Here is a 20,163-nt window from a genome sequence, read left to right as displayed (position 1 = left end):
CGCCTGCCGCCGCCAGACCGCGCGCGCTGGCCCGGCCGGCCAGCCGCCACGCCCCGCCGGGGCGCAGATCAAGGCTGCCGCCAATCTCCGCCCGCTGCACGGTCAGCCCCGGTGCGGTGATCCCGAGCGCGGCCAGCACGACCTGCCCGCCCGCGCCCCCGCTCCCGCCCGACAGGCCGATCATGCCGCGCAGCCCGGCTGCCGCCAGCTTCGCATCCGGCACCGTCGCCGCCGCCGTCGCCAGCCGCGCGGCGGCGCGCCAGTCGTCGAGGCCAGGCGACAGGCCAAGCTCGACCGCCGCATCCAGCCCGGCCAGCCGCGCCGCGCCGCAATCAATCCCCGCCGCCCTGACCGGCCCGGTGAGCGCCGGCCGCCCGCCCCGGACCGAGACGGCGAGCCGCCCGAACAGCCCGTCGATCCGGCACGGATCGGCGCGCAACGCCGGCGCGGCAAGCGCGATCCGGCCGGCAAAGCCGTCATTCACCCGCCCGCGCCCGGCCAGCGCGATCCGCACCGGCCCGGCCGGCGTCGCCACATCGGCAATGGCATCGGCCAGCTGAAGGTCGAAATCGGGCAGCGCCGCGCCGCCCGCTGCCCCCGACCTGAGCCGGTCGAGCGCACCGAGATCGAGCCGCGCCCCCGTCCAGCGTGCACGCAGCCGGACGCCCCCGGCCCGGATTGCGGCGATGCGCGGCGCGCCCAGCCGGGGCGCGAGGTCGATTTCGACCCAGCGGGCGGACATGTCGGGCCGGGCGGGATCGCCGATCAGCAGATTTTCGATCCGCTGGGTGCGCACACCGATCCGGGCCAGCGTATAGCGCGCGGGGATGCCGCGCGTGCTGAGCGCGCGTGCAATAACCCGGTCGGCAATCGGCGCGCGTGCCAGCCACAGCGTCGCCAGCGCCACGGCGATCCCGGCCGCGCCGAGCATCGCCACCCGCGCGGGTCGCGAGGCCATGGGGCGCACGGCCGCGCCGTCCAGGGCAGGCAGGTCGGTCAGGATCGAACCGTCGCGTTCATTGCCTTCCACATAGCGGGCGCGGACGCCGATTGCGAAGCCCGGATCGGCGGCATAAGCCTTGGGCCATGGCGGGCATGGCAGATAATCGGACGGATGGTGACGTGCCTGTAGCGCGCGGAGACATGCCGGAGGGCGGCTCCGCCACCGATCCGGGCGGCACGGCGGGGCACCGCGCGCGGCTGCGCCAGCGGCTGCTGCGCGGCGGGCCGGATGCGCTGCTCGATCATGAACTGATCGAATATCTGCTCGCCCTCGCGATCCCGCGCCGCGACACCAAGCCACTCGCCAAGCGGCTGATCGCCGAGTTTGGCGGCATTGGCGGGCTGCTCGCCGCCGATCCGGAGGCGATTGCCCGCACCGGCCTTGGCGAATCGGCGATCAGTGCGCTGAAACTGGTGCAGGCGGCGGCGCTGCGGCTGCTGTCGGCCGAGGTGCGCGCGCGGCCGGTGATCAACAGCTGGGCGGCCCTGCTCGATTATCTGCACGCCGACCTTGCCCATATCCCGGTCGAGCGGGTGCGCGTGCTGTTCCTCAACGCCAAGAACATGCTGATCCGCGACGAGGTGATGAGCACCGGATCGACCAACGAGGCGGCGATCTACACCCGCGAAGTCATCCGCCGCGCGCTCGACCTGTCGGCATCGGGGCTGATCCTCGTCCATAATCATCCAAGCGGCGATCCGGCACCGAGCAAGCAGGACATTGCCGTCACCCGCGACATTGTCGAGGCGGGCCGGCGGCTCGACATCACCGTGCACGACCATCTGATCATCGGATCGAACGGCCATAGCAGCCTGAGGTCGATGGGGCTGATCTGAGGGAATGGCCAGTCCCGCCGCCGGATCGCATGGTCAGGCGAGCTTGAAGCCCTCCTTGTTCATCAGTGCGGTCAGCTTCTTGTTGGCAGCGGCATCCAGACCGGCCTTCAGCCTGGGGAAGATCCGGTCTTCCTCGTCGCGCATATGCGCCTCGATCGCCGCGCGAAACTCGGCCAGCTTCGCACGGAAGCCGGGGCCGTCTTTCGGCATTTTTTCAAGCTCGTAGAGATATTGCTTCACATAGCCATGCTCGCCGTTCAGCCGATCGGCCTCCTCGGTCTGGCCGGCTTCGCGCAGCGCCGGATAGATGGCGTTTTCTTCCTCGAGCGCATGTTTGGCGAGCGCGTGCTTGAGCTGCATCAGCAGGATCGTCCGCCGCGGGCCGTTGGTCCCGCCGGTGGCCTCCAGCGCATCGAACAGCTTGAGCGTCGCCCGGTGCTCGGCCGCCAGCGCCGCGTCCCAATCCCCGGCCAGCAGCGTCGGTGCCTGCACTGCCGCCTTGCGCCCGAGATTGGCGATCAGACCGATCGCAACGCCCGCCGCCGCCGCTCCAAGCAGCAGGCCCGTCTGGCTGGTGCCGCCGCTCTGGCCGGTGCCGCCGCCATCGTCATTCTTCACCGGCGTGCCCTGCTTGCCGCGCCGGGGCCGGGCGGATGACGAATCGCTGCTCCGGGCATCCGCCCCGGCATCGGCTTTGCCGCCGGCCTCGACCGCACTGTCACCCTTGGCCTTGCCGTCCTTGCCGCTGCCGGCCCTCGATCCCTCGCTGCGGCCACGCGCGGACTTGTCCTGACCGGCATCGCCGCCATCGGCACCGGAGGCTGTCTTGCTGGGGGCTTCGCTTGCCATGTCCGCCGTCTCCTCGATTTCCGTCTGTGGCGACAACCGCTGGCCCGGCGCGACGTTCCCTCGGCCGGACTCAGCTTGGCCGGAGGCCCGGATCGTGGCGGCGCAATCATCTGGATCAGGGGCGCGGCAGGCCGGCGCGACGCGACCGGGCGATTAACTTTCTTTTATCCGTGCTGGCGGCCCCATCACGCGCCGCCGCCCCTAAAATATGAAAGAGCGATGACAATGTCTGGAATAAGGCAACCGGATTGATGCCCCGGATAGATGCCAGTCATTGGCGTTCGCGATATTCGTCCAGGAGGATCATATGCGTTGGTTCACCGCACATGCACCGATCCGGCAGAAGCTGCTGCTTGCCTTTGGCGTGATGGTCGGCCTGACAGCGCTGCCGGCACTGGCGGCGCTGCTCGCCGGGGCATGGATCGTCGCAGCCGTCGCTGCGGTGGCGACGCTTGCCGGGGTCGTGATCGCCCATTTGTGCCGCGAAGCGATTGCCGGTCCCTATGTGACGACCGTGGTGCGGATGGAGGCGCTTGCCGCCGGTGATCTGGACAGCCCCATTGCCCATACCGACTATACCGACTGTGTCGGCCGGATGACGCGCGCGATGTTCGTGTTCCGCGACACCGCCCGCGCCCAGCTGACCAGCCGCGCCGAGGAACAGACGCTGGTGACGGGCATTTTCGGCACCGCGCTGGCCTCGCTGCGCCAGGGCGACCTGACCGTGCGCATCGCGGCGGACGTGCCTGTCGCCTATCGCCAGCTCAAGACCGATTTCAACGACATGGCGGAAACGCTCCAGGCGCTGGTGACCGCGCTCGGCGACAGCAGCCGGACGATCATGGGCGGATCGAGCGAGATTGCGAGCGCGGCCGGCGACCTAGCCCGCCGCACCGAGGCCAATGCCGCCAGCATCGAGGAAACCGCCGCCGCCATCGCGCAGATGCACGAGCGGCTGGGCGAGGTTTCGGCATCCGCCCGCAGCACGGTCGACCGCGCCGACCAGACGCGCGAGACCGTTTCGGCCGGGCGGACGACCGCAAACGAGGCGGTGGCGGCGATGGAGCGGGTGTCGGAAAGCGCCAAGGGCATCGACAGCGTGATCGAGGGCCTCGACAAGATCGCGTTCCAGACCCGGGTTCTGGCGATGAACGCGGCGGTCGAGGCGGGGCGCGCGGGCGAGGCCGGGCGCGGCTTTGCGGTCGTCGCCGATCTCGTCTCTGCACTCGCGATGCGCGCCGAGGAAGAGGCCAAGCGTGCCCGCGACCAGCTGACCGTCACCCAGACCGACATCGGCAGCGCGGTCGGCGCGGTCGAGCGGGTGGACACGGCGCTGGCGGCGATTGCCGATGATGTCGGCACCGTCCATGCGCTGCTGGCCGACATTGCGCGCGACAATGCCGCCCAGTCCGCAGCCATCACCCAGATCAATGCCGCGATCGGATCGATGGACCAGTCGACCCAGCAGACCGCGGCGATGGTCGAACAGACCTCTGCCGCGGCCAACACGCTGATGGGCGAAGCGGGCGTCCTTGCGGACCGCGCCTCGGCGTTCGACACCGGGGGCGCACCGGGCGGCGACCGCGGCGGACGCCCCCATGGCCAGCGCGCGCCCGCGTTGCGGGTGGTTTCAGACCAGCGGGCCGGAACGCGGTCCGCGCGCATGGCCGTCGACGCCGGGTGAACCAGCCATCAGAGCATTTTCAAGCCGGGCTGAATCGCCCGGCGACTCGGAAAATGCAGCCGGGCGGCATCAGCCTTTTTTGAGGTGCCGGCGGCCGAGCAGTTCGGCAATCTGCACGGCGTTAAGCGCCGCGCCCTTGCGCAGATTGTCGGACACGCACCACAGCGCGAGGCCGTTTTCGACCGTCGGATCCTCGCGCACGCGGCTGACATAGGTGGCGAACTCGCCCACGCATTCGATCGGCGTCACATAGCCGCCATCCTCGCGCTTATCGACGAGCATCACGCCCGGCGCCTCGCGCAGCAGGCGCTGGGCGTCGGCGGCCGAAATGTCGTTTTCGAACTCGATATGGATCGCCTCGGAATGGCCGACGAACACCGGCACGCGCACGCAGGTGGCGACAACCTTGACCTTGGGGTCGAGGATCTTCTTGGTCTCGACCACCATCTTCCATTCTTCCTTGGTCGACCCGTCGTCGAGGAAGCTGTCGATATGGGGAATGACGTTGAAGGCGATCTGCTTGGTGAACTTCTTCGGTTCGGCCGGGTCGCCGACAAAGATGTTGCGGCTCTGCTCGAACAGCTCGTCCATGCCCTGCTTGCCCGCGCCCGACACCGACTGATAGGTCGCCACGACCACGCGGCGGATCTTCGCGAAATCGTGCAGCGGCTTCAGCGCCACCACCATCTGCGCGGTCGAGCAATTCGGATTGGCGATGATGTTGCGCGCCCTATAGCCGTCAATCGCCTCGGGATTCACCTCGGGCACGATCAGCGGCACGTCCGGTTCCATCCGGTAGAGCGAGGAATTGTCGATCACCGTGCAGCCGGCAGCGGCAAAGCGCGGCGCGTGGATGCGCGTCGCCTCCGACCCGATGGCGAACAGCGCAATGTCCCAGCCGGCGGGATCGAAATGCTCGATATTCTGGACCTTGACCGTGCGTCCGGTGTCGCCCAGCTCGACCTCTTCGCCCTGGCTGCGCGACGATGCCAGCGCGGCCAGCTCGCTGATCGGGAATTCGCGTTCCGCCAGAATGTTCAGCATCTCGCGGCCGACATTGCCGGTCGCGCCCGCGACCACCACCCGATAACCCATGAAGCGCCTCCTCAAGGGGGTGGCGCGTAGCGGGCGGGCACTGGCCTGTCCAGCACCGGGCGGGCGCGGGGCGCCCTCCGGGGGCGGGCTGCGGGCCAAGATTTTCTTGGGCCGCCAAAAGCCGGGGGCGGCACCCCGCCCGCCCCCGGCCTCGCAATCAGGCGAAGGCGATGCGCGTCTGCCGGCGGCGCAGCCCTGCCCCGGCGAGGCCAAAGCCCGCGACCATCATCGCCCAGGTCGCGGGTTCGGGAACCGCATTGCCCGAAAACCGCACCTCCGACAGGCCGCTCGCCCAGTCACGCTCGGCATAGCTGCCCTCAGCATGGTTGGACAGGATGTCGATCCGCACGAACCGCGCCTCGCCCGCCAGCGCGAAATCCTGCGCCGCCAGCGCCTGGCCGGTGCCGAGCGCCAGCTGCGCATCGAGCGCGCGGGCATAGCTGGTGCCGTCGCGCGACACGAAGATGCTGAAATCCTTCACCCCGCGCAGGATGGTCGACATGAACTCGGCCGGATTGCCGAAGTTATAGTTCCAGAGGCTGACGCCGTTCAGCGCATAGACATCGCCCAGATCGAAGGTCAGCGACGCCTGATTCACGCCCAGATTGGTCATCCACATATTGGCGAAACCGGCATCATGGGTCGCGCCGGTGAGGCCGCTGCCATTGATAAGGTTGATGGCGCGATACTGACCGAAAAAGGAAAAAGTGTCGCTGGCGGTGACGCCGACCGGCACAATGGTGCCGGCGGCCGCCGGCGCGCCCAGCGCCGAAGCCGCGAGCGCGGCGGCGAAAACATGCTTGATCATGAACCATACCCCTTGGCTGACAGGCGCCGGCGAGCGGCGCCGGCGCAGCCTTAGGGATGGGCTGAGACGTCCGTATTAACCATTTGCGAAGATTTTATTTTCAGCACGGGGCGACCGGCCGGACGGGAACGCAACATCCCCGCCCGGGCCGGAACCGGCCGGGTCAGGCCGCGCGCGGGGCGCTCTGCCGGACGCCTTCATCGACATGGTCCGCGAACTGCGCGAAATTGTCGATGAACTGCTGGACGAGCTTGCGCGCCGTCGCGTCATATTCGGCGGCATCGGGCCAGGTCGCACGCGGATCGAGGATCGCGCTGTCGACGCCCGGCACCGCGACCGGCACCTGAAAGCCGAAGAACGGATCGGTGCGGAAGGTGGCATTGGCGAGCGACCCGTCGAGCGCGGCATTGAGCAGCGCGCGCGTCGCCTTGATCGGCATGCGACGACCAACGCCATATTTGCCGCCGGTCCAGCCGGTGTTGACCAGCCAGCAATCGACATTGCCGCGCGCGATCCTCTCCTTCAGCAGATTGCCATAGACGCTCGGATGGCGCGGCATGAACGGCGCGCCGAAACAGGTCGAGAAGGTCGCATCCGGCTCGGTCACGCCGATCTCGGTCCCCGCGACGCGCGCGGTATAGCCCGACAGGAAGTGGTACATCGCCTGATCCGGGGTCAGCCGCGCGATCGGCGGCAGCACGCCATAGGCATCAGCGGTCAGGAAGATCATGTTGCGCGGCACCGGGCCGAGATTGTCGCGCGACGCATTGGGAATGAACTCGATCGGATAAGCACCGCGGCTGTTTTCCGCGAGGCTGTTGTCATCGAAATCCAGTTCACGCGTGTCGGGATCGATCACGACATTCTCAAGCACCGTGCCGAAGCGCTTGGTGGTGGCGAAGATTTCCGGCTCGGCCTCGGGCGACAGGCGGATCATCTTGGCATAGCAGCCGCCCTCGAAGTTGAACACGGCGGTGTCCGACCAGCCATGCTCGTCATCGCCGATCAGCGTGCGGCTGGCATCGGCCGACAGCGTCGTCTTGCCGGTGCCCGACAGGCCGAAAAAGATCGCGGTGTCGCCGTCCGGGCCGATATTTGCCGAGCAATGCATCGGCATCACGCCCTTGGCCGGCAGCAGATAATTGAGAATGCCGAACACCGACTTCTTCATTTCGCCGGCATAGGCGGTGCCGCCGATCAGGATCAGCTTTTCGGTGAAGTTGACCGCGATCACGGTTTCCGAACGACAGCCATGCCGGGCCGGATCGGCCTGGAAGCTCGGCAGGTCGATGATCGTATATTCGGGCACGAACCCGGCGAGCGCCGCGCGGTCGGGGCGCACCAGCAGCGTGCGGATGAACAGATTGTGCCACGCAAACTCGTTGATCACGCGCACATTCACCCGGTGTTCGGGCTGCGAACCGCCATAGAGATCCTGGACGAACAACGTGTCCTTGGTGCCGAGATGGGCAAGGAAATCGGCCTTGAGCGCGGCGAACTGCTCGGGGGTCATCGCCTTGTTGGTCTTGCCCCACCACACGGTCGCGTCGGTTTCGGCGTCGCGGACGATGAATTTGTCATTGGCCGAACGGCCGGTGTGCTTGCCGGTCTTGACGACCAGCGGCCCGTCCTTGGCCAGCACGCCCTCGCCCCGGCGCACCGCCTGCTCGACGAGCGGCGCGGTGCCGAGATTCCAGTGGAGCGTCGCCCCGGTGTCGATTCCCTGATCGGCAAGCGTGAAATCAGGCACATGATTGGACACGGACATCCTCCAGCAGAACGGCATTGGCGCACGCGCGCGTGCATTCGAATGCAGGCCGCATATCCACCCGCCGCGCCCTGAGTCAAATGGGTCGCGGCCGATTGGTCCTATCCGGGACAGTTGTCAGATAACTTAACGCAGATCATTCAGGATTAACGAAAATCCGGCCGGCCGGCGCGGCGCAGCGCGGCGGAAAACTGCCGCAAAACTGCCAGAGGGTCTGTAAGCCGGGTTCTGTCCATCCCGGAACGGGTCCGGGACTGGGCGATCATTCCTCTCGGGCCGCCATTGCTGACGGCCTCCAGCAACCAACCCGGGCGACTGGGCCGGAACAAGGCCCTGCGGGTTGCCCCGCGCGCCGCCCCTATTCGGTCTTGCTCCCGGTGGGGTTTGCAATGCCGTCCCCGTTGCCGGGGCCGCGGTGCGCTCTTACCGCACCCTTTCACCCTCGCGTCGCCGAAGCGGTCGCTTGTCTGCTCTCTGTTGCACTGTCCCTGATCCCCGGCCGCTGGCCGGAAACCGCCGGGCGTTACCCGGCACCGCTGTTCCGTGGAGCCCGGACTTTCCTCGGCACCGCTTGCGCGGCGACGCGACCGCCCGACCCTCTGGCCCGCTCCCCTTAGCGCCAGGCGGCTGCCGCGTCACCCATCTTGTCGCCGGCTCAGTCGTCCCCCTGCGGCCGCGGCAGCAGCAGGGCGAGCAGGATCGCGCGGCATTCGGCGTCGATGGTGCCGTCGATCAGTTCGGGACGGAAGCGGCGCTGAAAGGCAACGACCGCCGCCAGGCTGTCGGTCACGTCATAGCCGAAGCGTTCGAGCGCGAGCAGGAAGCCGCCATCGCTCCAGCCCGGGTCCATCAGGTTGCGCGTCGGGCGCGGCAAAGCGAGCCGCAGCCGCGCCAGCCGCCCCCAGGGGAACAGCTCGCCCGGATCCTGTTTGCGGGCCGGGGCGATGTCCGAATGGCCGACAATGTTGCCGCGCGTGATGCCGTGCCGGTCCTTCACATCGGCGACGAGCGGGATCAGCGCCTCGATCTGCGCGTCGGGGAACGGGCGATAGCCGAACTCATGCCCCGGATTGACGATCTCGATCCCGATCGAGGCCGAGTTGATGTCGGTCACGCCGCGCCAGTGCGACAGCCCGGCGTGCCAGGCGCGCTTGTCCTCGCCGACCATGCGGACGACCTGACCATCCTCGGTCACCAGATAATGGCACGACACCTTGGCTTCGGGGTCGGCCAGCCGGGCGATGGCCGATGCGGCATCGGCCATGCCGGTATAGTGCAGGACGATCATCGTCACCGGCAGGCGGCGCTCGTCCCAGTTCGGCGACGGCGTGTCGATGATCTCCCTCACCCTTCATCCCCCTGCCCGGGCGTTCCGGTTCCGCTCAGCTGTCGCTGCTGCGGGCCTCGCCACTTTGCGCACGCGCCGAACGGAGCGTCACGATCGCCACCCCGGTCAGCGCCACCACCCCGCCCAAAATCATCATCGGCGTCAAGGGCGTGGCGAAGAACAGCGCCGCCGCCGCGACCGAAATCACCGGCGTTGCCAAAGTGAGCGGCATGACGACCGCAATCGGATGGCGCTGGAGCAGCCACGCCATCGAGCCATGGCCCATGATCGTCGAGCCGATGGCGGAAAAGGCGATCCAGCCGATGCTGGCCAGCGGCAGCGCGGGGATTGCGCGCATCGCCGCCGGCTCGAACGCCCAGGCGACCGGGCCGAGCACCGCCGCGCCGATCAGGCCGATCCAGCCATACATGGTCAGCACATTGACGCCGGTCAGGCCGCGCTGGATCAGCGAGGCAATCGCCCAGATCAGGCTGGCGAGCGCGGTCAGCGCGATGCCCGGCACCTCATTGGCCGCGCGCGGATCGAACAGCAGGATGCCGACCCCGGCCAGCGACAGCGCGACCCCGGCGATGCGGTAGCGGTGAATGCGCTCCTTGAGCACGATGACCGCAAGCAGCATCGAAAACGGCACGCCCAGCTGGCCGGCAATCGCCAGCGCACCGACATTGGTCGCCACCGCCAGCGACATGTTGATGGCGATGAAGAACAGCCCCCCGGTCAAAACGCCAAGGCCGAGCAGCGCCGGCATCCGCCCCGGCACGATGCGGATCCAGCTGCCGCACACCAGCAGCACGATCAGCTGGCGGATGAACGCGGCGGTCAGCGGCTCGACCGCGTCGACGGCCATTTTGACCGCAATGATGTTCAGCCCCCAGAGCAGGTTCATCACCAGCACGACCATCAGATCGCGCGGCCCGAGGCGGGAAAGGGTCGCGGCCATGCCGGGCGCTGTAACGGGTGAGGCGGCGGGCGCAAGCGTCGCGCGCCCCGGCAGGACGATTGGCGGGCGGCCGCGTGACGGCAGATAAGGCCTCAGGCCGCCTGACGGCGGATCAGGGACGCGGGGCGGTATAGCCCGCGCAGTTCGGGATCGGATCCGAACCGGTCGGTCTGGCCGATCACCGTCTCGCCCGCGCCCAGCATCAGATAGCCATCGGGCACCAGCGCATCGGCCAGCCGGTCGAACGCGCGCCGCCGCCGCTCGGCGTTGAAATAGAGCATGACGTTGCGGCACAGGATCAGATCGAACCGCCCCGGCACCGGATCGTCGAGCAGATGATGGCGCTTGAACCGCACCCGGCCGGCAAGCGCGGGGCGCACCCGCCATGTCTCGCCATCCTGATCGAACCAGCGCAGCATCGAGGTGATCGGCAGGCCGCGCTGGATTTCGAACTGGCTGTAGCTGCCGCTGCGCGCACGCTCGACCGCCGCCGCCGACACGTCGCTTGCCTGAATGTCGATCGTCCAGTCCTGCCAGCGCGCGGGATCGTTGGCGAAGATCATCGCCAGCGAATAGGCTTCCTGCCCCGTCGAGCAGCCCGCCGACCAGATGGCGAGCCGCCGGTCCGCCGCGCGCGCCTCGCGCAGCTGGTCGAGCACGCCGGTTTCGATCAGCCGAAACGCGGCGGTGTCGCGGAAGAAATAGGTTTCATGGTTGAGAAGCGCCGACAGCACGGCATCGACCAGCGCCGGTTCGGCGCCGCCGCGCAGCCGGGCGACGAGATCGCCGAGCGAGGCAATGCCCTGCGCGCGGATCATCGCCTTGAGCACGGTTTCGATCCGCCACAGCCGGTTCGGCCCGATCTGCTGGCCGGTGCGCTGTTCGAGCAGCCCGGCCAGATAGGCGAGCGAGGGTTTGTCGGCGATCATGCGGCGGCCCGGTGGCGGCGCGCGATCAGCTCGGCAATCTGGCGCGGCGGCAGCACCGCACTCGCCAGCCCGGCCGACACCACCGCCCCCGGCATCCCCCAGACGACCGAGGTGTCGCGATTCTGCGCGATGACGCTGGCCCCGCTGTCGGTCAGCCGCGCCGCGCCCTGCGCGCCGTCGCGGCCCATGCCGCTCAGCACCACGCCCAGCGCGCGCGGCCCGTAAATCTCCGCCACCGCCATGAACATCGGATCGACCGAGGGCATGCAGCCGCTCGCTACCCGTTCGTCGGTGATGCGGACGCGCACCGCGCCGCCCACCGTCTCGACGCCCAGATGGCCGATGCCCGGCGCGACATAGCAGCGGCCCGGCAGGATGCGCGCGCCCGGCCGCGCCACTTCCGCCGGGCGATGCGCCATTTCGGCGATCTGGGCGGCAAAAAAGCTCATGAACGCGGGCGGCAGATGCTGGGTAATCAGGATCGGCGCGGCAAAGCCCGGCGGCAGCGCGCCCAGCAGCTCGGACAGCGCGTGCAGGCCGCCGGTCGACGCGCCGACCGCAAGACAGTCGATCGGCCCGTCGGCCAGCGGGCGCAGCCGGGCCGCGCCGGCATCGCCGCCCGCGCCATCGCCCCCGGCCTCCGCCGCCTGCCGGATGCACGGACCGTGCACCGCGCGGCCCAGCCGCAGCAGCTTTTCGGCCAGCACATCGGCAAACCTGCCGCCAAAGGCGCTCGCCCCCGGCTTGGCGAGCGTGTCGGCGGCCCCCAGCGTCAGCGCGCGGATCGTCGCCACCGCGCCCTGTTCGGCCGATGACGACACGATCAGCACCCGCGCCCCGGCGCTGGCGGCGAGGATCGCGGGCAGCGCGGTCAGCCCGTCCTGGCCGGGCATTTCGATGTCGAGCAGGATGATGTCGACGCGCGCCCCGGCCAGAAAATCGAGCGCGGCGGCGGCGCTCGCCACGGTCGCGGCGATCTCGAACTCCGGCCGGCTGCCGACCATGCGCGCGAACACCGCGCGCGCGACCGCCGAATCATCGACGATCAGCAGACGGATGGGGCCGGCCCCGGCCCGGTGCGGCGGTGCCTCGGTCAGCGGGGACGGGGACACGGCGCGCGGTTCAGGCGAGGCCGACGATCTGCAGCTTGGACGCCAGCGTGTCGCGGTCGAACGGTTTCATCACATATTCATCGGCCCCGGCCTCGATCGCCGCCTTGATATGGCCGATGCCGCTTTCGGTCGTGCAGAACACCACCTTGGGCCGGCGCGGCAGATCGGCCTCGCCCAGCGCTTTCAGAAACTCCATCCCGGTCATCACCGGCATGTTCCAGTCAAGCAGCACCACATCGGGCGTCGCCGCCTGGCACTGATCGAGCGCGTCGCGCCCGTCCCCGGCCTCGGACACCTGAAAGTCGAGCGTTTCGAGAATGTGCCGCGCAACCTTGCGGATCACCTTGGAATCATCAACGACAAGGCAGGTCTTCATGACGGCAACTCGACTGGTTCTAACCCGGTCTGAACCTAGGCCGATGAAGGTAAGGACATGGTTAAGGCGCGGCTCTGGTTGAGGGCGGGGGGTTGGTTGCGCGGGGGTTTGTCTGTTGCGGGGTTGTTTATTGCGCGCCTCGCGGCGCGGGGGCGGCACCGGCCCGCCCCCCCACCCGGCCTCCCATCGGCAGGATACACTGTGGGAGGCCGGGTGGGGGTGCGGGCCGGTGCCGTTCTTCCTAGCTAACGACTCCCGGTGCCGTTTTTCCCAAACAAAAACACCCGGTGCCGTTCTTCCCCGAACAGCCTCCAAGCCTTCCCCGCCGTTCAGGCGGCGAGTGCCTCTTCGGGGCCGGCGACCAGAGCTTCGGGATCGACGAGCAGCAGCGCCTCGCCGCCGAAATCGAGCATGCCGAGCGCGACGCGTGCCCAGCCGGCGTCCAGCCGGGCGCGGATCGGGGCCGGGGAGTCCTCGATCACCCGCGCATCCTCGATCGTGCCGACGCGCAGCCCGTAATGATGCCCATCGACATTGACGACCACGATCCGCGACCGCCGCGCAGGGGTCGGCGGCAGGCCGAGCGCGCGTTCGCAGCAGATGATGGTCAGCACGCGCGAGCGCAGCGGCGCCAGCCCGGCAATGTGCGGCGGCGCGAGCGGCACTGGCGCGATATGGTCGATATCGACCACCGATTCGACCAGAGCGGCGCGGATCGCGACCGGCTGATCGGCGATGGTGGCGATCAGATAGAGATTGTCCATCAGCCCCGCTCCGCCGCGATGCGTTCAATGGCCGCGAGCAGCGCGACCCGGTCATAGCGATAGATGCGGTCGCCGCCGGCGCGCTGCCGGTCGGGCGTCAGCCGGACGACCGGGGCCGCCCCCTGCCCGGCCCCCTGCCCGGCATCACCGCCTGCCTCCGCGCCGTCCTCCAGCGCGATGATGACCGCCGGTTCCTCGGCCGCGCTGTCCCCCTGAAAGGCGACGCGATAGCCCGCCGCCTCGACCAGCGGGCGCAGGATTTCGCGCGTCCACAGATCCTCGCGGTCGGGCAGCAGACAGACCGGACGGCGCGGCGGCGGCACATCCGCGTCGGCAGCGGCGAACAGCCAGAATGGATCGAGCAGCTCGATCTGCTCGCCGCCCGCCAGCACGACCCCCGCGACCGGCCCCGGCGCACCGGCGGCCTGGCAATCGGGCGGCAGGCGGACAATGTCGATCACATCGTCGATCGCATAGGCAAGGTCGCGCGCGCCGTCATGCAGGCGCAGCAGCTTGAGCGTCTCGCCCGCCGGCGCGGCATCCAGCCCGGCGAGCGGCAGCAGCCGGTCGCCGATGGCGACGCGCATCCGCCCGGCGGTGAAGCGGATCTGGTCGATCGGCACATCCTCGACCCGCTCGACCACGGCCAGGCGGATCGCCCGCACCCGCCCGTCCAGATCGCGGAACAACAGGTTCGACACATGGGTGTCGGCCTCATCGGCCTCGGGGGCGGCAAGCGCGGCCGCCGCGTCTTCCGCCGCCACCCCGGCGCGCGCGGCGATGCCCGCCATGTCGAGCAGCAGCATCGGCACGCCGCTGTCGGGCAGCGACTTGCCGGCATAGACGCCGGTTGCGGCAATCGGCGGCGAGGCCGGCTTGATCACCAGCTCCTCATGGTCGTGCACCGCCTCGACGCACAGCGCATAGGTGCAGCCGGCCCCGGCGCGGATCACGACAAGGGTGCGCCCGTCGGCCGCATCCACCGGCCCCATGCCCAGCACCTGTTCGAGATGGACGAGCGGCATCGCCCGGCCCCTGATGGTGACGATGCCGGCATTGCCGAGCGAATCGATGCGGATCATCCCGCTCGACGCGCGCACAATCTCGTCGATGGCGGCGCGCGGAATGGCAAAGCACTGCCCGCCCGCCGACACGGTCAGCGTGGCGATGATCGTCAGCGTCAGCGGCACGCGGATCACGGCGCGCAGCCCGACGCGCGGCCGGTTGTCCAGCTCGATCGATCCGCCGATCCGTTCGATGTTCGATTTGACCACGTCCATGCCGACGCCGCGGCCCGACAGCGCGGTCACCTGTTCGGCGGTCGACAGGCCGGGCGAGAACACCAGCGCCAGCCGCGCCGCCGCGCTCATCTGCTCGGCGGCCTCGGGCGTCACGATGCCGGCGGCGACCGCCTTGGCCACGATCCGCGCTTCGTCGATGCCATTGCCGTCGTCGGCGACCTCGATCACGATCTGGTTGCCCGACTGGCGCGCGCTGATCGCCAGCCGGCCGACCGGGGGCTTGCCGCGCCGGCGGCGTTCGGTCGGCGGCTCCAGCCCATGGTCGATGGCGTTTCTGACCATGTGGGTCAGCGGATCGCGGATCAGCTCGATCATCTCGCGGTCCAGCTCGACATCGCCGCCATCGATTTCGAGGTCGACGGGCTTGCCCAATTCGGCGGCCGTGTCGCGCACCAGCCGGGGCAGCGCCGAAAACAGCTTTTCGATCCGCTGCATGCGGGTGCGCGTCACCGCGTCGCGCATGTCGGCGATGCAGCCCGACAGCCGCTCGAACGCGCCGCCCAGCTCATCCTCCGCGCCCAGATCGCGCAGCCGGCGCGACAGCTCGTTGCGGGCGAGCACCATGTCCGACACGCCGCTCATGATCCGGTCGAGCAGGTCGAGCGGCACGCGGATGCTGCGCGTGGCCGCGCGGGATGCCTGGGTCATGCTCACCGCCTGGGCGGCGGGCTGCGCGCCGCGCCCGGCATCGGCCAGGGCCGCGATCAGCTGGTCATCCTCGTCTTCCGACAGGCTGGTCCCGGCTTCGAGCGCGTCGACATGCTCGCCGATGCGGTCGATCACCGCGAGCACGGCGGTGACGAGCGCGGCATCGCCGCCGCGCGTGCCCGCGCGCAGCGCCGACAGCACATCCTCGGCGGCATGGCTCAGCCGTTCGAGCCGGGGCAGTTCCAGAAAGCCGCAGCTGCCCTTGACGGTGTGGACGAAGCGGAACACCGCATCCAGGCGCGCGCGATCCTGCGGATCGGCCTCCCAGGCGATGATCTCGCCCGACAGCGCCTCCAACGTCTCGCGCGTTTCCGCGATGAACTCGCTCAGCAGATCGTCCATCAGCCCCATCCGGTCCGGTCGGGGCCTTGTGACAGGGCGATGGTTAAGGCCGGGTTAGGGCCGGCGCGTCAGGCAGCGGGCGCGTGGCGGAGCGTCGCCCCGAACATCACGAACGGCTCTTCGGGCGCGGAGACGAGCACCTGCCCGCCGGTGCCGGCGACCAGCTGATGCACCAGCCAGGCGGCGGCGGCGCGCGGCGTCAGCGCCGCTTCGTCCGTGCGCCCCTGAAGCGCATCGCGCAACTCGCTGTCGAGCACGAGGCGCGGCCCTTCGGCGCGCACGACGATTTCGGTGGTGTCGCCCGCCACTTCCGCGCCGACATCGAGCCGACCGCCGCGCACCAGCGCATCGCCAGCGATGAGCGCAAGGTTGAGCAGCACCTTGATCGCCGTCTTGCTCAGCGCCTCGGCCTCGACCATCCAGCCCAGCTCGACCCGGCCGCCGGGGCCGAACAGCCCCTCGATCGCCGCCCGCGCTTCGCGCGACGCGACGCTTTCGCCAAAGCCGCCCGCCGCGCCGAATGCGAGGCGGAAGAATTTGAGCTTGTTGGCCGAGGCACGCGCGCTTTCGTTGAGCAGATCGAGGCAGCGCGCCCGCATGTCGGGATCATGCTCGTCGGCCAGCAGCTCCAGCCCGTTGTTGAGCGCCCCGACCGGGCTGAGCAGATCATGGCACAGGCGCGAGCACAACAGGCTGGCGAAGTCGACGGCGCTGGCAGTCATGAGGCGTCCCGGTTGCAAACAGAGGCGCCCTTCTGGCGAAGCGGCGGGCGCGATGCAAGCGGGCTGCGCCGGGCCGGATCAGCCGAACGGCGTCAGCACCACCGGCACGAACCCGCCGGGCAGCGTGCGCCATGCGCCCGGCAGTGCGCTGTCATCCTGCCCCCCGCCGCCGGGCAGGATCAGCCAGATCTGACCGTCCCCCGCCGCCTGCGCGGCGTCGCGCGGCGACGGCCGGGCCGGACCCCGGGGATGCGAATGATAGCAGCCGATGACCGCCGGGCCGCCATGGCGCGCGGCGCGGTGGGCGGCGATCAGCGCGGCGGGATCGATCTCGAACGCCGTTGCCGGATCGGCGGCGACATTGGCGCAGGGCTGCGCGGCGTCGATCCGCACGCTGCCGTCCGTGGCCGTCGCGCCCAGCAACAGCCCGCACACCTCGCGCCCCGGCACCGTCGCGGCATGGGCGCGGGCCGCCGCCAGCGCCGCCCTTGAAATCATCACCGTCATGACCAACTTCGCCTATCCGATGGACGCGGGGGTTTCCATAATCGCGGCGACGATCAGCGCCGAAGCCGATGGCTGGCGGCTCGACCGGGCGCTGGCCGCGGCCGTGCCGACGCTGTCGCGCGAACGGATCAAGACGCTGATCGCATCCGGCCGGGTGACCGGCGACGATGGCCGGCCGTGGCGCGATCCGGCGGTGCGGGCGACCGCGGGGGCGCAGTTCGCGCTGGGCGTTCCCGATCCGGCACCGGCGCACAATGTCGCGCAGGACCTGAAGCTCGTGATCGCGTTCGAGGATGAACATCTGATCGTGATCGACAAGCCGGCGGGGATGGTCGTCCATCCCGCCGCCGGCAATCCCGATGGCACGCTCGTCAATGCGCTGCTGCATCACTGCGCGGGCCAGCTGTCGGGGATTGGCGGCGTCGCCCGGCCGGGCATCGTCCACCGGATCGACAAGGACACATCGGGCCTGATCGTGGCGGCCAAGACCGACCGCGCACATGAAGGGCTGGCGCGGCAGTTTGCCGATCACAGCATCGACCGCCGCTATCTGGCGATCGTCGCCGGCCTGCCCAGCCCGGCAGCGGGGACGGTCGATGCGCCGCTCGCCCGGTCGGACAGCGACCGCAAAAAGGTGGCGATCGTCGCCGCCGGGCGCGGCAAGCGCGCCGTCACCCATTACCGGATGGTCACGCCGCTGCGCGACTCGGCGCTGGTCGAATGCCGGCTGGAAACCGGGCGCACCCATCAGGTGCGCGTCCATATGGCCTCGCTGGGCCATGGGCTGCTCGGCGATCCGGTCTATGGCCGCGTCCGGCCGGGACACCGCGAGGTGTTGAAAGCATTGGCGTTCAAACGGCAGGCGCTGCACGCCGCGCGGCTGGGCTTTATCCATCCGGTCACGCGGGCCGAGATGGCTTTTGACAGCGAAATGCCCGATGACATGCAGCTGTTGTTCAGTCAGCTGCGTATATAAGTGTGTTAAGTCTTGATGCCCGCCCGGAAAGGGCGCGGCGACGGCAGGGAGAATGAGCAATGGCCAGTGGCAAGAACGTACCCGCGACCATCCCGGCGCTGGGCGGCGAGGCCGGCCTCAACCGCTATCTCGCCGAGATCCGCAAATATCCGATCCTGACGCCCGAGCAGGAATATATGCTCGCTAAACGCTATCAGGAGCATCAGGACCCGGAAGCGGCGGCGCAGCTGGTGACCTCGCATCTGCGGCTCGTGGCCAAGATCGCGATGGGCTATCGCGGCTATGGCCTGCCGGTGTCGGAGCTGATTTCCGAAGGCAATATCGGCCTGATGCAAGGCGTGAAGAAGTTCGAGCCGGACCGGGGTTTCCGCCTTGCTACCTATGCGATGTGGTGGATCCGCGCCTCGATCCAGGAGTTCATCCTGCGTTCCTGGTCGCTGGTGAAGATGGGCACCACCGCCGCGCAGAAAAAGCTGTTCTTCAACCTGAGGCGGATGAAGAACCGCATCGACGCGTTCGAGGATGGCGATCTGCGGCCCGAGGACGTGACCAAGATCGCCACCGACCTCGGCGTGTCCGAAGACGATGTGATCAGCATGAACCGTCGCATGGCGATGGGCGGCGACAGCTCGCTCAACGTGTCGATGCGCGAGGATGGCGAAGGCCAGTGGCAGGATATTCTTGCCGACAATGACCCGCTGCAGGACGAGCGCCTGGCCGATGCCGAGGAGCGCGACGTGCGCCACCAGCTGCTCGTCGAGGCGATGGACGATCTGAATGACCGCGAACGCCACATCCTGACCGAGCGGCGGCTGGCCGAAGAGCCGAAGACGCTGGAGGAGTTGAGCCAGGTTTACGGCGTCAGCCGCGAACGCGTGCGCCAGATCGAGGTCAGGGCGTTTGAAAAGCTCCAGCGCGCGATGCTGCGGCTGGCCGGCGACCGGCGTCTGCTGCCCGCCTGACGACCGGCGGCGGCCGAACGGCGTGTTTTCATGATCCTCCCCGGCCCCGGCCGGGGAGGATTTATTTCATGGCCGGTCGCGCAAGCGCGGGTTGCGATCCGGCTGCATCGGATCGGCCGCTCTAGACCTTTGATTCGCCGCATTTTCCGAGCCGCCGGGTGATTCCACCCGGCTCGAAAATGCTCTAGCCCTTTGATTTGCCGCATTTTCCGAGCCGCCGGGTGATTCCACCCGGCTCGAAAATGCTCTAGAAAGGCGCGATGGCCAAGCGTCCCCGCCGTTCCTCGCCTTTTGATCGCCCCCGCCGGTTCAGGCCCGGCCGGTGGATCCTGCGCGCGGGCATCGGCTTTGTGTTGATCTCGGTCCTGTGGGTCGCACTCTACCGGTTCGTGCCGCCGCCCTTCACCTTCACCATGGCCGGGGACCTGCTGGCCGGGCGCAGCGTGACCAAGGACTGGACGCCGCTGTCGCGCATCGATGCCGATATGCCGCGCGCGGCGATTGCGGCGGAAGATGCGCGCTTTTGCAGCCATCACGGCTTTGATGTCGACGCCATTGCCGCCGCCGCGATCAGCAACGCCCAGGGCGGCCGCATCCGCGGCGGATCGACGATCAGCCAGCAGGCGGCGAAAAACGCCTTTCTGTGGCAGGGCGGCGGCTATGCCCGCAAGGCGCTGGAGGCGTGGTTCACGCTGCTGATCGAGACGATCTGGGGCAAAAGGCGAATCATGGAAGTCTATCTGAACATCGCCGAGACCGGCATCGGCACCTATGGCGTCGAGGCAGGGGCGCGGCGTTACTTCCGCCACGGCGCGGACCGGCTGACCACGGTCGAGGCCGCGCGCATCGCTGCCGTGCTGCCGCTGCCCAAAAAGCGCGCCGCCACCGCCCCCACCGGCGCGACGCGGCGCTATGGCAATGCGATCCTGCGGCGCATGGGCGCGGTCAGGCGCGACCGGCTGGACGGTTGTCTGCGCTGAGCGGAGAAGGGTGTTCGTTGTGCGGCGTGAGGTTTGTGGCGCGCCTCACGGCACGGGGGCGGGGTTGTTTGTGCCACGCCTTGCGGCGCGGGGGCGGCACCGGCCCGCACCCCCACCCGGCCTCCCAACGGCAGGTTACGCTATGGGAGGCCG

19 protein-coding genes and 1 other RNA gene are annotated in these 20,163 nt (G+C 69.1%); 5 read left to right on the top strand and 15 right to left on the bottom strand.

The features are described from left to right. On the bottom strand, positions 1–1,030 hold a 1,030-nt coding region (locus OPU66_RS13420), incomplete at its 3' end, for an intermembrane phospholipid transport protein YdbH family protein (protein ID WP_498554164.1). A 113-nt stretch (positions 1,031–1,143) separates the two neighbouring features. Here OPU66_RS13420 and radC point away from each other — a divergent pair. After that, positions 1,144–1,839, top strand: coding sequence for a RadC family protein (gene radC / locus OPU66_RS13415; protein ID WP_498554163.1), 696 nt, complete (start codon positions 1,144–1,146; stop codon positions 1,837–1,839). A 33-nt stretch (positions 1,840–1,872) separates the two neighbouring features. On the opposite strand, the gene OPU66_RS13410 is transcribed toward radC, so the two are convergent. Then, the gene (locus OPU66_RS13410; protein ID WP_498554162.1) at positions 1,873–2,688 is read right to left on the bottom strand and encodes a hemerythrin domain-containing protein; all 816 of its coding nucleotides are present in this window, start codon (positions 2,686–2,688) and stop codon (positions 1,873–1,875) included. Between the two features lie 307 nt (positions 2,689–2,995). Between OPU66_RS13410 and OPU66_RS13405 the strand changes: the two genes are divergently transcribed. Then, positions 2,996–4,372 (top strand): methyl-accepting chemotaxis protein, encoded by a 1,377-nt coding sequence (locus OPU66_RS13405; RefSeq protein WP_498554161.1) that lies wholly within the window; start codon positions 2,996–2,998, stop codon positions 4,370–4,372. Between the two features lie 69 nt (positions 4,373–4,441). On the opposite strand, the gene OPU66_RS13400 is transcribed toward OPU66_RS13405, so the two are convergent. The 13 genes from OPU66_RS13400 to OPU66_RS13340 form a co-directional block, all read right to left on the bottom strand. Further along, positions 4,442–5,467: an aspartate-semialdehyde dehydrogenase gene (locus OPU66_RS13400; RefSeq protein WP_498554160.1), complete on the bottom strand. Its 1,026-nt coding sequence runs from the start codon at positions 5,465–5,467 to the stop codon at positions 4,442–4,444. A gap of 157 nt (positions 5,468–5,624) precedes the next feature. Continuing rightward, complete coding sequence (locus tag OPU66_RS13395) at positions 5,625–6,275, bottom strand: PEPxxWA-CTERM sorting domain-containing protein (protein ID WP_498554159.1); 651 nt, start codon at positions 6,273–6,275, stop codon at positions 5,625–5,627. A gap of 163 nt (positions 6,276–6,438) precedes the next feature. Next, positions 6,439–8,043, bottom strand: coding sequence for a phosphoenolpyruvate carboxykinase (locus OPU66_RS13390; RefSeq protein ID WP_498554158.1), 1,605 nt, complete (start codon positions 8,041–8,043; stop codon positions 6,439–6,441). Positions 8,044–8,244: 201 nt separating this feature from the next. Beyond that, an RNA gene (gene rnpB, locus OPU66_RS13385) (RNase P RNA component class A) lies at positions 8,245–8,646 on the bottom strand. A gap of 52 nt (positions 8,647–8,698) precedes the next feature. Further along, complete coding sequence (locus OPU66_RS13380; protein ID WP_498554166.1) at positions 8,699–9,331, bottom strand: N-acetylmuramoyl-L-alanine amidase; 633 nt, start codon at positions 9,329–9,331, stop codon at positions 8,699–8,701. 94 nt (positions 9,332–9,425) lie between these two features. Next, positions 9,426–10,331 (bottom strand): DMT family transporter, encoded by a 906-nt coding sequence (locus OPU66_RS13375; protein WP_498554157.1) that lies wholly within the window; start codon positions 10,329–10,331, stop codon positions 9,426–9,428. Positions 10,332–10,423: 92 nt separating this feature from the next. Then, on the bottom strand, positions 10,424–11,260 hold the full coding sequence (locus OPU66_RS13370; RefSeq protein ID WP_498554156.1) for a CheR family methyltransferase: 837 nt from the start codon (positions 11,258–11,260) through the stop codon (positions 10,424–10,426). Further along, positions 11,257–12,372, bottom strand: a complete 1,116-nt coding sequence (gene cheB, locus OPU66_RS13365; RefSeq protein ID WP_498554155.1) for a chemotaxis-specific protein-glutamate methyltransferase CheB — start codon at positions 12,370–12,372, stop codon at positions 11,257–11,259. Before cheB ends, OPU66_RS13370 begins: the two co-directional genes overlap by 4 nt. Before the next feature lie 10 nt (positions 12,373–12,382). Continuing rightward, entirely contained in the window at positions 12,383–12,748 is a 366-nt protein-coding gene (locus OPU66_RS13360; protein WP_498554154.1) for a response regulator, read from the bottom strand. 329 nt (positions 12,749–13,077) lie between these two features. Continuing rightward, positions 13,078–13,512 carry a chemotaxis protein CheW gene (locus OPU66_RS13355; protein ID WP_498554152.1) on the bottom strand — a complete coding sequence of 145 codons (435 nt, stop codon included), beginning with the start codon at positions 13,510–13,512 and terminating at the stop codon, positions 13,078–13,080. Next, entirely contained in the window at positions 13,512–15,863 is a 2,352-nt protein-coding gene (locus OPU66_RS13350; RefSeq protein ID WP_498554151.1) for a chemotaxis protein CheA, read from the bottom strand. Before OPU66_RS13350 ends, OPU66_RS13355 begins: the two co-directional genes overlap by 1 nt. Positions 15,864–15,931: 68 nt before the next feature. Next, on the bottom strand, positions 15,932–16,585 hold the full coding sequence (locus OPU66_RS13345) for a histidine phosphotransferase family protein (RefSeq protein WP_498554150.1): 654 nt from the start codon (positions 16,583–16,585) through the stop codon (positions 15,932–15,934). Between the two features lie 78 nt (positions 16,586–16,663). Beyond that, positions 16,664–17,092, bottom strand: coding sequence for a M67 family metallopeptidase (locus OPU66_RS13340; RefSeq protein ID WP_498554149.1), 429 nt, complete (start codon positions 17,090–17,092; stop codon positions 16,664–16,666). Positions 17,093–17,111: 19 nt separating this feature from the next. Here OPU66_RS13340 and OPU66_RS13335 point away from each other — a divergent pair, with 19 nt between their 5' ends. The 3 genes from OPU66_RS13335 to mtgA all read left to right on the top strand — a co-directional run bounded on the left by OPU66_RS13335 (position 17,112) and on the right by mtgA (position 20,010). Then, positions 17,112–18,068: an RluA family pseudouridine synthase gene (locus OPU66_RS13335; RefSeq protein WP_498554165.1), complete on the top strand. Its 957-nt coding sequence runs from the start codon at positions 17,112–17,114 to the stop codon at positions 18,066–18,068. Positions 18,069–18,127: 59 nt separating this feature from the next. Further along, a complete protein-coding gene (gene rpoH / locus OPU66_RS13330; RefSeq protein ID WP_160592748.1) occupies positions 18,128–19,030 on the top strand; it encodes an RNA polymerase sigma factor RpoH in 903 nt (300 codons plus the stop codon). A gap of 260 nt (positions 19,031–19,290) precedes the next feature. Beyond that, complete coding sequence (gene mtgA, locus OPU66_RS13325) at positions 19,291–20,010, top strand: monofunctional biosynthetic peptidoglycan transglycosylase (protein WP_498554148.1); 720 nt, start codon at positions 19,291–19,293, stop codon at positions 20,008–20,010. Positions 20,011–20,163: the final 153 nt, after the last annotated feature.

This window comes from Sphingomonas sp. URJC2 (assembly GCF_059803575.1).
The sequence above is the reverse complement of the archived record's forward strand: the minus strand, read 5'-3'. Positions and strand labels throughout refer to the sequence as shown.